The organism is Kribbella sp. NPDC004875 (assembly GCF_042873375.1).
Classification (GTDB): Bacteria; Actinomycetota; Actinomycetes; order Propionibacteriales; family Kribbellaceae; genus Kribbella.
Genome location: NZ_JBIALI010000002.1, coordinates 437,902 through 451,614, shown reverse-complemented (window position 1 = coordinate 451,614; position 13,713 = coordinate 437,902). Strand labels below are relative to the sequence as shown.

Sequence of the window (13,713 nt, the reverse complement as noted above, 5' to 3'; positions counted from 1 at the left end):
CCGGATGTCGGCGCGTCACCGGGTATCGTTCCGCCGTGCCTGAACGCCGCCTCCCCCGTCGAGTGCTGACCCGACGCTCCGTCGTCGTGACCGCCGCCCTCGTGCCCGGCGCGGTCGCGCTGGCCGGCTGCAAGGACGATCCCGCCGCGGGGTCCGGTACGCCGGGTGCCGTGAACGGATCGCCCTCGTCGTCGCAGGGACCGGCCGAGGAGACGCCGACGGTCGACCCCGCGGTCGTCGCTGCGCTCAGTACGGCGGCGACCCAGGTGACTCAATTGTCCCAGTACTACGCAACCCTGGGCCGGAAGTTCCCCGCGCTGCGGGCCCAGCTCGCCGCCGGAGCGAAGTACCACGTGAGTCATCTCGCGAAGCTGAAGGAGACCCAGGGGGTGGCCGCGAAGGCCGTCCAGGCGCCGAAAGTGCCCGCGTCCTCGGCGGCCGCGCTGGCGGCGCTCGCCCAGCAGGAGAAGCTCGCCGCGACCGCCCACGCGGCCGCGGCCGGCAGGCTGAGCGGCGCTCCGGCCCGGTTGCTGGCGACGATCGCCGCCGCCGAGACCCAGCTCGGCTCCACCCTGGCACCCAAGAACAAGAAGAAGGCGGCGTCGTGAACCAGGTCGAAGCCCTGCAGGCCGCCCTGGCCGGTGAGCACGCCGCGATGTACGGCGTCGGCGTCGCCGGCGGCAAGCTGACCGGTGCCCGGTTCCGCGACGCCACCGACACCTTCGAGCAGCATCGCGACAACCGCGACAAGCTGAGCGCGCTGCTGGTCGCCGCCGGCGAGACCCCGGTCGCGGCCGAAGCGGCGTACGACCTGCCGCAGGCCGTGACGAACACCGCGACCGCGACCGCGCTGGTGCTGCTGATCGAGCGCCGGATCGCGGCGGTGTACGGCGACCTGGTCGAGGCCGCCGAACAACCCGCGGTCCGGGCGTTCGCGGTCGAGAGCCTGCTCGGATCCGCGACCGCGCAGCTCGCCTGGGGTGGCGCTCCGCTCGCCTTCCCCGGCGCCTAGTTCACCGGCGGCGCCGCCACGGACCCGTGATCGCGTAGGTGATCCCGGGGTTGTAGACGTTGAAGAACATCGTCCGGCCGTCCGCCGCGAAGCCGACGCCCGAGAGTTCGCCGTACGACGGGTCGGCCGGCGTACCGATGTTCACCCGGTTGCGGGCGAACTTGAACACCTCGCCGGTCGCGGTGGTACCGAGGATGTGCTGCTCCCCGAGCCCGTCCTCGCACATCATCAGACCGCCGTAGGGCGACATCGTGATGTTGTCCGGGGCGTCGAACTCGGGGTCGTCGGAGCCGGGCTTCGGCCGGGTGAAGATCACCTCGAGGCGCAGCGTCCGCTTCCGCGGGTCGAGCTTCCAGACCTGGCCGTCGTGGTCGACCTTCGGTCCGAGCTCGGTGCGGGCGAACGACGAGACGAAGTACACGCAGCGATCCAGGTCGCCCCACCAGCAGCCCTCGAGCTTGTAGCCGCCGGTGATCGGTTTGGCGTAGTCCTGCGCCCGGACCGACTCGGTCTTCGCGAGCGGGTCCGGCACCGGCACCCACTGCACGTCGTGGAATTCGGCCCCGGCCTCCTGGACGACGGACAGGTCCGGCAGGTCCGGGATGTGCATGGCCTGGAGCTCGCCGCCGGCCCGGAGCGCGCCCCAGCCGCCGCGCGGACGGTTCGGCAGGAAGCGGTAGAACCCGCCGAGCGGCGCGACGAACGCGTCCTCGGTCTCGTAGACGATCCCGGTCCGCGGGTCGATCGCGACCGCCTCGTGCTGGAAGCGGCCCATCGCGGTCAGCGCCACCGGGTTCACGTTGCGGCGGTCGTCGTACGGGTCGACCTCGAAGATGAAGCCGTGGTCCTTGGTATAGCCGCTCTCGCCGGCCTTGAGTTCGGTCTCCTCGCAGGTCAGCCAGGTACGCCAGGGCGTGTGGCCGCCGGAGCAGTTGATCGCCGTACCGCCGAGGCTGACGAGCTCCTTCGTGGTCGCGTTGTGCCGGTCCACCGCGAGCGTGCTGGTGCCGCCGGCGGCGGCCGGGTCGTAGGTGCGCTCGGCGGGCGCGACGACCTTGATCTTCGAGGTCGGGCTGCACTCGTGGTTGCGGACGAGCCGGCTCCCGCCGTCCCGGTCCGGGAACACACCCATCCCGTCGAACCGGCTCGGCGTCTGCAGCCCGTCGGGCCGGACCGTGCCCTCCCGGGACAGGATCCGGTAGCTGAACCCGCGGGGCAGGTCGAGCATGCCGTTCGGGTCCTCGATCAGCGGGCCGTACCCGATCGCCGGTCCCGACGTACCGAGGGCCGGCTGCGCGGTGTAGAGCGCGTCGACCGATCCGGCCACGCTCACCGCGACCCCGGCCGCGGCCGCTCGACCGACGAACTGACGCCTCGACAAAGGAATGGACATGGGGCGGCCTCCTGACTCGATGACAAGCAGTGGTGAGCAGTGAACGTACGGTAAACAACTGACCATCAGCAAGTGAACGCGTGTCAGGAAGTACCGCAACGATCGTCCGATCTGAGGGAGGACCGGCGTACCGCGACGTGGTCAGGCTGATGGGATGGGCAGCGAACTCGGGTCGGGACTGACCAGCCTCTTCGTGGTCACGCTGGTGGCGGCCGTGGCCCCGGTCGTGGTCGGGTTGCTCGGTCGGCTCCGGGTCCCGCAGGTGGTCGTGCTCCTGGTCGGCGGTGTCATCGTCGGCCCGCACGTCCTCGGGCTGGCCGATCCGGACAGCATCGCGCTGCTCTCGAACGTCGGCCTCGGATTCCTGTTCCTGCTCGCCGGCTACGAGCTCGAGCTGTCGCTGTTCAGGCAGCGGGCCGGCGGCCTCGCCGTCACCGGGTGGCTGGTCTCGGCGGCGCTGGCCGCCGCGGTCGTCGGAGGGCTCGCGGCGCTTGGTGTCGTACGGGCGTTCCTGCCGGTCGCGCTCGGCCTGACCACGACCGCCCTCGGGACGCTGCTGCCGATCCTGCGGGACAACGACATGCTGCGCGGCCGGTTCGCCCCCTACGTCCTCGCCGCGGGCGCGGTCGGCGAGTTTCTGCCCGTGGTGGCGATCGCGATCCTGCTCGGGTCGTACGGGCGTTTCGTCGGGCTCTTCTCGCTGGTCGGGATGGGCCTGTTCGCGCTACTGCTGGCCGTGGCGCTGCCCCGGTTGGTGCGCGGTCGCCGGATCTCCCGGATCCTCTCGGAGGGCGAGGACGCGACCTCGCAGTTGACGCTGCGGTGGACGATCGCCCTGTTGCTGCTGCTCCTCGTGGTCGCCAGTGACTTCGGGCTCGACGTGGTCCTCGGCGCGTTCGTCGCGGGCGTCGTCCTGCGGCACTGGGCGCCCGGCAACATCCAGGGCCTCGAACGCAAGCTGGACACGATCGGCTACGGCTTCTTCATCCCGATCTTCTTCGTCTCGTCGGGCATGGGGCTCGCCGTGGAGTCGATCGCGAAGGCTCCGGCGCGACTGTTCCTGTTCTTCTTCCTGCTGCTGATTGTCCGCGGATTGCCGACGCTGCTGGTGTACCGGAACGCACTCCCGTGGGCGCGCCGGTTCGAGCTCGTCTTCATCGTGTCGACGGCGCTGCCGGTGCTCGTCGCGCTCACCACGATCGGGCTCGAGACCGGCAAGATGCTGCCCGAGAACGCCGCCGCGCTGGTCGGCGCAGGTGCCCTGTCGGTGCTGGTGTACCCCTCGCTCGCCGTCTCGGTCGACCATCGGAACCGGGCTCGTCGCGGTCGATGACGAGCCCGGCACTGCGTCACGGTCAGAGCGAGCGGACCCAGTTCTCCAGCAAGGCGGCGCCGGCGTCACCGGACTTCTCCGGGTGGAACTGCGTGGCGCTCAGCGGGCCGTTCTCCACCGCCGCGACGAAGCGGTCCCCGCCGTACGTCGTCCAGGTGACGGCCGGCGTGACCGACGCCCGGGTGTTGGCGAGCTCCCACGCGCGGACGCCGTACGAGTGCACGAAGTAGAAGCGCTCCTTGTCGATGCCCTCGAACAGCTTGCTGCCGGACGGTACGTCGATCGTGTTCCAGCCCATGTGCGGAACCGGCTCACCCGTCTCCGGCTGGAGCCGCTCGACGGTGCCGGGCCACTGATCGCAGCCCTCGGTCTCGACGCCGTGCTCGATGCCACGGGCGAACAGGATCTGCATGCCGACACAGATACCCAGCACCGGGCGACCGCCGGTCAGCCGGCGGTCGACGATCACGTCGCCACGGACCGCTTTCAGACCTGTCATACAGGCCTCGAAGGCGCCGACGCCGGGCACCAGCAGACCGTCGGCGTTCATCGCCGCGTCGAAGTCGGCCGTGACCGTGACGTCCGCGCCGACGCGTTGCAGCGCCCGCTCCCCCGACCTGATGTTGCCGGAGCCGTAGTCGAGCAGGACGACCTTCTTCACAGGGCGCCCTTGGTCGACGGGATGCCGGGCTGCCGCGGGTCGAGCTCGGCGGCCGCCCGGAGCGCTCGGGCGAACGCCTTGAACTGCGCCTCGACGATGTGGTGCGGGTCACGACCGGACAGCACCCGGATGTGGATGCAGATCGCGGCGTTGAACGCGAGCGTCTCGAACACGTGCTGGGTCAGCGAACCGGCGTAGTCGCCGCCGATGATCGCGTACACCTGGCCCTCGGGTTCGCCGGTGTGCACGCAGTACGGCCGGCCGGACAGGTCGACCGTGCAGTGCACGAGCGCCTCGTCCAGCGGGACGGTCGCGTCGCCGAAGCGCCGGATGCCGCGCTTGTCACCCAACGCCTCGCGCAGCGCCTGCCCGATGCCGATCGCGGTGTCCTCGACGGTGTGGTGCGCGTCGATCTCCAGATCGCCGACCGTGTTGACGTGCAGGTCGAGCAGCGCGTGCTTGGCGAGCGCGTTGAGCATGTGGTCGTAGAACCCGACGCCAGTTGAGATGTCGGCCCGGCCCTCGCCGTCGACATTCAGCTCGACGAGAACCTTGGACTCACTCGTCTCGCGGTCGATCCGCGCCGTACGGCTCATATCAGCCTTCCCGTGTCTGTCTTGAGGATCCGCTCCAGCGAAGCGCGGAACGCGGCCATCTCCTCGCCGGTGCCGATCGAAACCCGCAGCCAGCCGGCCGGCCCGGTCTCGCGGATCAGGACGCCGTCGTCCAGCAACGCCTGCCAGACCGCGTGCCGGTCGGCGAACGTGCCGAACAGGACGAAGTTCGCGTCCGAGTCGACGGCGCGCAGCCCCAGCGACCGCAGCCAGTCGACGGTCTCGTCGCGCTCGATGCGCAACTGCTCGACCCGGCCGAGCAGCTCGTCCGAGTGCCGCAGGGCCGCACGGGCGGTCGCCTGTGTGACCGCGGACAGGTGGTACGGCAGCCGGACGATCCGCAGGGCGTCCACGAACTGCTTGCTCGCGGCAAGGTATCCGACCCGGCCACCGGCCATCGCGAACGCCTTCGACATCGTCCGCGCGACGGCGAGGTTCGGGTACGCCGGCAACAGGGACACCGCACTCGGGGTCCCGGCGCGGCGGAACTCGGCGTACGCCTCGTCGACCACGACGACCGAACCGAGCGCCGCGGCCTGCGCGACGATCGCCTCGGTGACGTCGATCGGGAGCGCCGTCCCGGTCGGGTTGTTCGGCGAGGCGAGCAGCACGACCGACGGGCGGTGCCGGGAGATCGCGGCGATCGCCTTGCTCCGGTCCAGCGTGAAGTCCTCGGCGCGCCGGCCGGTGACCCAGGCGGTGTTCGTGTCCCGCGCGTACTCCGGATACATCGAGTACGTCGGCGCGAAGGACAACGCCGTACGACCGGGGCCGCCGAAGGCCTGCAGGATGTGCAGCATCACCTCGTTGGATCCGTTGGCCGCCCAGATCTGCTCGGGCTCCAACTGCGCGCCGGACTCCCGGGCCAGGTACGCCGCGAGGTCGGCGCGCAGACCGAGGAACTCGCGGTCCGGGTACCGGTTCATGCCGCGGGCGGCCTCGGTGACCGCCGCCGCGATGTCCGCGACGGTCGCCTCGCTGGCCGGGTACGGGTTCTCGTTGACATTGAGCAGCACCGGGACGTCGAGCTGCGGGGCGCCGTACGGCTCGAAGCTCTTCAGCTCCTCGCGGATCGGCAACCCGTCGAAGCGGCCCATCAGCCCTCCTCGGGGAATCGGGCCGACACCGCGGCGCCGTGGGCGGGAAGATCCTCGGCGTGCGCCATCGTGACCACGTGACCGGCGACCTGGTGCAGCGCGTCGCGGGTGTAGTTCACGACGTGCACGGCCTTGAGGAAGCTGCGCACGGACAGACCGGACGAGTGGCAGGCGCAGCCCGCGGTCGGGAGCACGTGGTTGGAACCCGCGCAGTAGTCGCCGAGGGACACCGGGGACCAGCTGCCGACGAAGATCGCACCGGCGTTGGTGATCAGACCGGCCCGCTCCTCGGCGTCCGCGGTCTGGATCTCCAGGTGCTCGGCCGCGTAGGCATCCACGAACGCGGTGCCCTGGTCGAGGTCGTCGACCAGGACGACGGCCGACTGCTGACCGGACAGCGCCTCGGTGACGCGGTCCTGGTGCTTGGTTTGCGCGACCTGGACCGGCAGCTCGGCCTCGACCGCGGCGGCCAAGGTCTCCGAAGGCGTGACCAGCACGCTGGCGGCCATCGGGTCGTGCTCAGCCTGGCTGATCAGGTCGGCGGCGACGTGCTTCGGGTCGGCCGTGTCGTCGGCGAGGACCGCGATCTCGGTCGGGCCGGCCTCGGAGTCGATGCCGACCTCACCCAGCAGGAAGCGCTTCGCGGCGACCACGAAGATGTTGCCCGGACCGGTGATCAGGTTGACCTTCTTGCACCCGTCGAAGCCGTACGCGAACCCGGCGATCGCCTGCGCGCCACCCATCGCGTACACCTCGTCGATCCCGAGCAGTGCGCACACGGCGAGCACGGTCGGGTGCGGCAGACCGCCGAACTCCTTCTGCGGCGGCGATGCGACGGCAAGCGAAGGCACCCCGGCGACCTGCGCCGGTACGACGTTCATCAGCACCGACGACGCCAGCGGCGCGCGACCGCCCGGAACGTACAGCCCCACGCGCTGCACCGGGACGAACCGCTGCGTCACCCGGCCGCCGGGGGCGGGCTCGGAGGCGACATCGGCGGTGAGCTCGTCCTGACTGACCTCGCGGACCCGGCGGATCGACTCCTCGAAGGCGCTGCGCACCTCCGGGTCGAGCTCCTCCAGCGCGGTCTTCAGCGCCGCGGCCGGGACCCGGATGTCGTCGACGCGCACATGGTCGAACCGCTCGCCGTACTCCCTGATCGCCTCGAGGCCGCGATGGCGGACGTCCAGGCAGATCGGTCGGGCGACGTCGAGGGCCTTCTCGACGTCGAACACGGCTCGGGGAACGAGGGCAGGTACTTCGGCTTGGAGGTCGGTCACCTCTCCGGCCGCCACTCGGCCCCGCAGGTCGACGCGGCGAATCATGGCCTCAGTCTAGTGGTGACACCCCGTCGGCCCCGCGCCGCATCCACAGGGCGGCCAGTCACCGGGCGTCATCTCCGCCCGCGTCCACTACGCTCGTCGACATGGACTCCCGCCTGCCGTTGCTCACTGTCGACACGGTGATCTTTCCCGGGCTGGTGCTGCCGATTCCGGTGACCGACGTCCAGGGCCGAGCGGTGGTCCGTGACCTGGTCGAGAACGGGGGCGAGCTGGCCTGCGGCGCCCTCGCGGTCCGGGACGGGTACGAGCTGGGCGAGCGGGTCTTCCGGTCGCTGTACGGGACCGGCTGCGCGGCCACGATCTCCGAGATCACGCTGGACCCGGACGACGACGGACCGGTCGAGGTCACACTCACCGGGAACCGCCGGTTCAAGGTGACCGAGCTCGACGGCAGCGGCGACTACCTGGTCGCGGACGTCGAATGGCTGGACGACGAACGCGGCGACGACCCCCTGGGTACGGCGATGGTCGCGGTCGAACGGTTCCGGAAGTATGCCGCGGCGGTCAGCGAGATCAGCCGGCCCGGACTGCACATCGGCGACCTGCCGGACGACCCGGGCACGCTGTCCTACCTGATGTCGGCCGCGATGAAGCTGATGACCCCGGACCGGCAGAAGCTCCTCGAAGCCGCGGACACCACCACCCGGCTGGCGCAGCTCGTCGGCCTGATGGACAGCGAGATGACCGCGATCGCCGCACTCCCCTCGCTCCCCGCCACCGACTTGATCTCCTGGTCGGCGCTCTCCCCGAACTGATCCCGCCGGTCGGCACCCGTCTCTACACTGCGATGGGGTGACCAGGGAGGGAGCCGGGGGATGAACGACAGGTACGTACTCATCACGGGTGGCACCAACGGAATCGGGCTGGCGGGTGCCCGTGCGCTGGCGAAACAGGGTGCTCGGATCGGGCTGGTCGCGCGGAACGGCGCGAAGGCGGCGCAGGTCGCCGGCGAGCTCGGCGGCGCGGACGTTTTCGAGGCGGACCTGACCTCACAGGCCTCGATCCGCGCGATGGCCGACGACGTCGCGGCCCGGGCGCCGATGATCGACGTACTGATCAACAACGCGGGCGCGATCTACGGGAGCCACCAGGTCTCGGCCGAAGGCATCGAGCTGACGTGGGCGCTGAACGTCGTCGCGCCGTACCTGATCACCACGCTGCTCGCCGATCGGCTGGTGCCCGGGGCCCGCGTGATCGGGACCGCGTCGGACGAGCACGAGAAGGCGAAGGCCATCGACTTCGACGACCTGGACGGCGAGCGCTTCTTCTCCGCGTCGGCGAAGCTGACCGGCGGGTCACTGCGGCGGTACGGCGAGACGAAGCTCGCCCTGATCCTGCTCAGCGGAGAACTCGCGCGCCGGATGCCGGGGATCCACACCTACACGTTCGAGCCCGGTCTGGTCGCGACCGGGTTCAACCTGAACAACGGGCGGCTGATGAAGCTGATGATGGCGATGACCAAACCGTTCGCCCGCACGCCGGAACAGGGCGCCGAGACGATGGTCTGGCTCGCCACCTCCCCCGACGTCGCCGACGAGTCGGGGCTCTATTACTCGCGCGAACGCCGTACCGATCCGTCGGCGGCGGCGCAGGACCGGGCGGCGGCCGAGCGGCTGTGGAAGACACTGGAGGGCCAGACAACGCTACCGAAATGAATCCCGGGGCGGTATGGTTTTGGTATGAGTAAGCAGATCACTGTCCGGTTGCCGGACGACCTCGTCGACTTCATGGACGAACTCGTCGCCACCGACAAGGCGACCAGCCGGGCGTCCGTGGTCGCCCGGGCGATGGAACGTGAACGCCGTCGCGAGCTGGCCGCCCGCGACCTGGCCATCCTGTCCGCGCACGGCGACTACCCCGACCTCGAAGGCCTGGCGCCGGCCGCCGCCGGCACGGTGCTGAGCGACCTCGACTGATGCGCCCGCTGCACATCGCCCGGCTGGACAAACCCCGGCCGGTGCTGGTGCTGACGCGCGAACTCATCCGCCCGCGCCTCACCAACGTGACGGTCGCGCCGATCACCAGCACGATCCGCGGCCTGTCCACCGAAGTCCTGGTCGGCCCCGACAACGGCCTCGACCACACCAGCGCGATCTCGTGCGACAACATCCAGACCATCCCGAAGGCCCAACTCGGCCGCCTGATCGGCTACCTCCACCCCGACCAGGAACCAGCCCTCGCCGAAGCCATCAACCTCGCCTTCGACCTGGAGCTCTAGCCCACTGGAGCGGATATCCGTCCGAGTTAGGGGTTCTTCACTCGTACACCAGCGAAGAACCCCCAACTCGGACGGATATCGGCTCGAGTTGGACGGACGCACCGCGGCGGTCTCGCCGCGGCCGGAGGTCAGCCGAGCTTGCTGAGGTCGCGGACTGCGCCCTTGTCGGCGCTGGTGGCCATGGCGGCGTAGGTCTTGAGGGCGTTGGAGACCTTGCGCTCGCGGTTCTTCGGGGCGTAGACGCCGTTCAGTGCCGCCTCGCGGGCCGCCAGCTCCTCGTCGGAGACCAGCAGTTCGATCGAGCGGTTCGGGATGTCGATCTTGATCCGGTCGCCGTCCTGGACGAGAGCGATGGTGCCGCCGGACGCCGCCTCGGGTGAGACGTGACCGATCGAGAGTCCCGACGTACCGCCGGAGAAGCGACCGTCGGTGACCAGCGCGCAGACCTTGCCCAGGCCGCGGCCCTTCAGGAACGAGGTCGGGTACAGCATCTCCTGCATGCCCGGGCCGCCCTTCGGGCCCTCGTAGCGGATCACGACGACATCGCCGGGCGTGACCTGCTTGGCGAGGATCTTCTCGACGGCCTCTTCCTGCGACTCGCAGACCACCGCGGGACCCTCGAACGTCCAGATCGACTCGTCCACACCGGCCGTCTTCACGACGCACCCGTCGACGGCCAGGTTGCCCTTCAGTACGCCGAGACCGCCGTCCTTCGAGTACGCGTGCTCACGGTCGCGGATGCAGCCGTTCGCGGCGTCGGTGTCGAGGGTGTCCCAGCGCTCCGACTGCGAGAACGCGGTCGCGGACCGCTTGCACCCCGGCGCGGCGTGCCACAACTCGACGGCCTCCGGCGACGGCGAACCGCCGCGGACGTCCCAGGTCTTCAGCCAGTCGTCGATCGAGTCGCTGTGCACGGTGTGCACGTTCTCGTTCAGCAGGCCGGCGCGGTGCAGCTCGCCGAGGATCGCCGGGATGCCACCCGCGCGGTGCACGTCCTCCATGTAGTACGTGCCCTGCGGCGCGACGTTCGGCGCGACCTTGGCCAGGCACGGGACCCGGCGCGACACCGCGTTGATGTCGTCCAGGTCGAAGCCGACCTCGGCCTCCTGCGCGGCCGCGAGCAGGTGCAGGATCGTGTTCGTCGACCCGCCCATCGCGATGTCCAGCGCCATCGCGTTCCCGAAGGCTTCCTTCGAGGCGATGTTCCGCGGCAGCACGGTCTCGTCGTCGTTGTCGTAGTACCGCTTGGTGATCTGTACGACGGTCTCGCCGGCCTTCTCGTACAGCGAGCGGCGGGCGGTGTGCGTCGCGAGCACCGAACCGTTGCCCGGCAGCGAGAGGCCGATCGCCTCGGTCAGGCAGTTCATCGAGTTCGCGGTGAACATGCCCGAACACGAACCACAGGTCGGGCAGGCGTTCTCCTCGATCCGCAGGATGTCGGCGTCGGAGACGTTCTCGTTGACGGCCTCGGACATCGCGTCGATCAGGTCCAGCTTGCGGACGGTGCCGTCGACGAGCGTCGCCCGGCCGGCCTCCATCGGGCCGCCCGAGACGAACACGGTCGGGATGTTCAGCCGGAGCGCGGCCATCAGCATGCCCGGGGTGATCTTGTCGCAGTTCGAGATGCAGACCAGCGCGTCGGCGCAGTGCGCCTCGACCATGTATTCGACCGAGTCGGCGATCAGGTCGCGGGACGGCAGGCTGTAGAGCATCCCGCCGTGCCCCATCGCGATCCCGTCGTCGACGGCGATCGTGTTGAACTCGCGCGCGATCCCGCCGGCCGCGTGGATCGCCTCGGAGACGATCCGGCCGACCGGCGCGAGGTGGGTGTGCCCGGGGACGAACTCGGTGAAGCTGTTCGCCACCGCGATGATCGGCTTCCCGAAGTCCTCCCGGAGTACCCCGGAGGCCTGCATGAGCGCGCGGGCGCCCGCCATGTTGCGGCCGTGGGTGACAGTACGGGACCTCAGAGCAGGCACGACGACATCTCCTCGCAGCTAGTACGTATCTCTCGATACTGCCACGCCGGTCCGGATGGCGGTACGTCGGTCCCGGATGACGGATCCTCCGGCGCCACCCCGGCACCGTATCTTGGCCGCGTGAGCACATCTGGGGACACCGATCCACTGGTCCGCTTCGCGTCGGCCGGCGCGGCACGCAGGACGCTGCAGGCCTGGGCGGACGGTGCGTACGTCCTGCACCTGCTGACCGCCCTACGCGACAAGGGCTGGACGGCGTTCCTGACCGAACCGCGCTCCGTCGAGGACCTGGTGGCGTACTCCGGCCTTCCGCCGGAACGGGTCGCGGACATCGTCGACGTGCTCGAGGCGTACGGCGTGGTCGGCCGGCGCGCGGAGACGGTCCGGCTGACGGCGGAGTTCGCGGCGCTGTCCGCCGACGACGCGTGGGTCGGCCTCGACGAGTTGCTCGACCGGATCGAGCTGACGGCGCGGCTGGTTCCGGCGACCGCCGAGACCGGCCTGCTGTCGCTGTCCGAAACCGACGCCTTGGTGATCGCCCGCTCCTCCGGCGGCAACTCGACCCGGATCACCAGGGCTCTGTTCGACCAGCTGTTCGTGCCCAAGCTGCCCGAACTGGCCGATGCCGTCCGCACCGAACGGTGGCTCGACGTGGGGTGTGGCGTCGCCGGATCGACATTGACGCTGGCCGGCCTCTTCCCCGAGCTGAAGGCGGTCGCGCTCGAACTCGTTCCCACCGTGGCCGCCGAGACGCGGCGCCGGGCGGCGGTCCAGGGAGTGGCCGACCGAGTGGACATCCGGACGACGGACGTCCGCGACTTCGACGAGCGGGACGCGTTCGGCGGGGCGTTCTGGGCGCAGCCGTTCTTCCCCGAGCCGACCCGGGCCGCGGCGCTCGCGACGATCCTGAACGCTCTGCGCCCAGGTGGCCTGCTGTTCCTCCAGGAGATGGAGCCGGTGCCGGACGAGGCTGCGCGGCCCGCGTACACGATGCGACGGCTGCTCGCGCAGGCTCAAGGGATCCCGTTCGGGCGGACCGCTGAGGAGCTGACGGAGGAAACCGTCGCTGCCGGGTTCGAGCCGGTACGGGTGGCACAGACCGATCTCGGGCGGATCGTCATCGTGCGACGCCCGAGCTGATCGCAACTGTCGGTGGCTGGACCTAGCCTTGATCCATGCCCGGAGCCGAGCACGGTACGACGGGGTACGCGAACCGGCCCGTCCACCCTGCCCTGCGGCAGTATGTCGACGACGTCATCGGGTACTCGTCCGACGCCCCGCCCCCGGAATTGCACCGCGGACTGCCGTCGCGCCACCTCACCATCGTGGTCACGCTCGACGAACCGCTGGGCATCCGGTGGCCCGGCGGTCCACTCCAGAAGCACGACGCACTGATCGGCGGCCTGCACTCGACCGCGGTCGTGATCGCCGGTACGGCCAGTTGCGCAGGCGTGCAACTGGCGCTGACGCCCGCCGCCGCGCGGACACTCTTCGGGCTGCCGCCGGGCGAGCTCGGCTCCATGGTCGTGAACCTGGACGAGCTACTCGGCCGTCGAGCCGCTCAACTGACGGACCAGCTTCGCGAGACCCCGACCTGGTCGCAGCGCTTCGACCTGCTCGAAGGCCTGCTGCTACGACGGCTCCAGGACCGCCGCCCGGCGACGGTCCGTCCCGAGCTCGGATGGGCCTGGCTCCGGTTGTGCGAGTCCAACGGCGCGGTCGGCGTGCAAGAACTGGCGTCCGAGGTCGGGTGGAGCCGGCGGCATCTGACCGACCGCTTCGTCACCGAGTTCGGCCTGGCCCCGAAGGTCGCCGCCCGGATCCTGCGGTTCGAACGCGTGACCGCGCACCTCCGCCGGCAGCCGCGCCCGCGGCTCGTCGACGTGGCGGCCGCCGCCGGGTTCGCCGACCAGTCGCACCTGACGCGCGAGTTCCAGGCCATCGCGGGCTGCTCTCCGCGCCGGTGGATGGCCGAGGAACTGCCCAATCTGCCCGTCAATCCGTCCGGTAATCCACAGGCTGCGGCGATCGTGCCAGCATCGTCCGCAGGATCTCACTAAACT

The 13,713-nt window shown here is 70.3% G+C and carries 15 protein-coding genes; 9 read left to right on the top strand and 6 right to left on the bottom strand.

Annotation, left to right across the window (positions count from 1 at the left end; translation table 11 throughout):
- Positions 1 to 35: 35 nt before the first annotated feature.
- Positions 36 to 608, top strand: coding sequence for a cell division protein FtsK (locus ACFYRH_RS13235; RefSeq protein WP_387772967.1), 573 nt, complete (start codon positions 36 to 38; stop codon positions 606 to 608).
- The gene (locus tag ACFYRH_RS13230; protein ID WP_387772964.1) at positions 605 to 1,012 is read left to right on the top strand and encodes a ferritin-like domain-containing protein; all 408 of its coding nucleotides are present in this window, start codon (positions 605 to 607) and stop codon (positions 1,010 to 1,012) included. The genes ACFYRH_RS13235 and ACFYRH_RS13230 overlap by 4 nt, the downstream gene beginning before the upstream one ends.
- A 1-nt stretch (position 1,013) precedes the next feature.
- Here ACFYRH_RS13230 and ACFYRH_RS13225 read toward each other — a convergent pair whose 3' ends face one another.
- Complete coding sequence (locus ACFYRH_RS13225; protein WP_387772961.1) at positions 1,014 to 2,405, bottom strand: alkaline phosphatase PhoX; 1,392 nt, start codon at positions 2,403 to 2,405, stop codon at positions 1,014 to 1,016.
- A gap of 154 nt (positions 2,406 to 2,559) precedes the next feature.
- Here ACFYRH_RS13225 and ACFYRH_RS13220 point away from each other — a divergent pair, with 154 nt between their 5' ends.
- Positions 2,560 to 3,738, top strand: a complete 1,179-nt coding sequence (locus tag ACFYRH_RS13220; RefSeq protein ID WP_387772958.1) for a cation:proton antiporter — start codon at positions 2,560 to 2,562, stop codon at positions 3,736 to 3,738.
- A 22-nt stretch (positions 3,739 to 3,760) separates the two neighbouring features.
- Here ACFYRH_RS13220 and hisH read toward each other — a convergent pair whose 3' ends face one another.
- Genes hisH through hisD form a run of 4 tightly spaced genes read right to left on the bottom strand, consistent with a single transcriptional unit; the run spans position 3,761 to position 7,435 of the window.
- A complete protein-coding gene (gene hisH, locus ACFYRH_RS13215; protein ID WP_387772955.1) occupies positions 3,761 to 4,399 on the bottom strand; it encodes an imidazole glycerol phosphate synthase subunit HisH in 639 nt (212 codons plus the stop codon).
- A complete protein-coding gene (hisB, locus tag ACFYRH_RS13210) occupies positions 4,396 to 4,995 on the bottom strand; it encodes an imidazoleglycerol-phosphate dehydratase HisB (protein ID WP_387772952.1) in 600 nt (199 codons plus the stop codon). Before hisB ends, hisH begins: the two co-directional genes overlap by 4 nt.
- The gene (locus ACFYRH_RS13205) at positions 4,992 to 6,110 is read right to left on the bottom strand and encodes a histidinol-phosphate transaminase (protein ID WP_387772949.1); all 1,119 of its coding nucleotides are present in this window, start codon (positions 6,108 to 6,110) and stop codon (positions 4,992 to 4,994) included. The genes hisB and ACFYRH_RS13205 overlap by 4 nt, the downstream gene beginning before the upstream one ends.
- Positions 6,110 to 7,435: a histidinol dehydrogenase gene (hisD, locus tag ACFYRH_RS13200; protein WP_387772946.1), complete on the bottom strand. Its 1,326-nt coding sequence runs from the start codon at positions 7,433 to 7,435 to the stop codon at positions 6,110 to 6,112. Before hisD ends, ACFYRH_RS13205 begins: the two co-directional genes overlap by 1 nt.
- Before the next feature lie 101 nt (positions 7,436 to 7,536).
- Here hisD and ACFYRH_RS13195 point away from each other — a divergent pair, with 101 nt between their 5' ends.
- From ACFYRH_RS13195 to ACFYRH_RS13180, 4 genes are read left to right on the top strand one after another with little or no spacing between them, the layout of a single operon-like run.
- A complete protein-coding gene (locus ACFYRH_RS13195; RefSeq protein WP_387772943.1) occupies positions 7,537 to 8,208 on the top strand; it encodes an LON peptidase substrate-binding domain-containing protein in 672 nt (223 codons plus the stop codon).
- Positions 8,209 to 8,268: 60 nt separating this feature from the next.
- A complete protein-coding gene (locus ACFYRH_RS13190; RefSeq protein ID WP_387772940.1) occupies positions 8,269 to 9,108 on the top strand; it encodes an SDR family NAD(P)-dependent oxidoreductase in 840 nt (279 codons plus the stop codon).
- 24 nt (positions 9,109 to 9,132) lie between these two features.
- Positions 9,133 to 9,369, top strand: coding sequence for a ribbon-helix-helix domain-containing protein (locus ACFYRH_RS13185; protein ID WP_387772937.1), 237 nt, complete (start codon positions 9,133 to 9,135; stop codon positions 9,367 to 9,369).
- A complete protein-coding gene (locus tag ACFYRH_RS13180; protein ID WP_387772934.1) occupies positions 9,369 to 9,671 on the top strand; it encodes a type II toxin-antitoxin system PemK/MazF family toxin in 303 nt (100 codons plus the stop codon). The genes ACFYRH_RS13185 and ACFYRH_RS13180 overlap by 1 nt, the downstream gene beginning before the upstream one ends.
- Positions 9,672 to 9,799: 128 nt before the next feature.
- Here ACFYRH_RS13180 and ilvD read toward each other — a convergent pair whose 3' ends face one another.
- Positions 9,800 to 11,650, bottom strand: coding sequence for a dihydroxy-acid dehydratase (ilvD, locus tag ACFYRH_RS13175; RefSeq protein ID WP_387772931.1), 1,851 nt, complete (start codon positions 11,648 to 11,650; stop codon positions 9,800 to 9,802).
- A 120-nt stretch (positions 11,651 to 11,770) separates the two neighbouring features.
- Here ilvD and ACFYRH_RS13170 point away from each other — a divergent pair, with 120 nt between their 5' ends.
- A complete protein-coding gene (locus tag ACFYRH_RS13170; protein WP_387772928.1) occupies positions 11,771 to 12,790 on the top strand; it encodes an SAM-dependent methyltransferase in 1,020 nt (339 codons plus the stop codon).
- Between the two features lie 35 nt (positions 12,791 to 12,825).
- A complete protein-coding gene (locus ACFYRH_RS13165; protein ID WP_387772925.1) occupies positions 12,826 to 13,710 on the top strand; it encodes a helix-turn-helix domain-containing protein in 885 nt (294 codons plus the stop codon).
- Positions 13,711 to 13,713 lie beyond the last annotated feature (3 nt).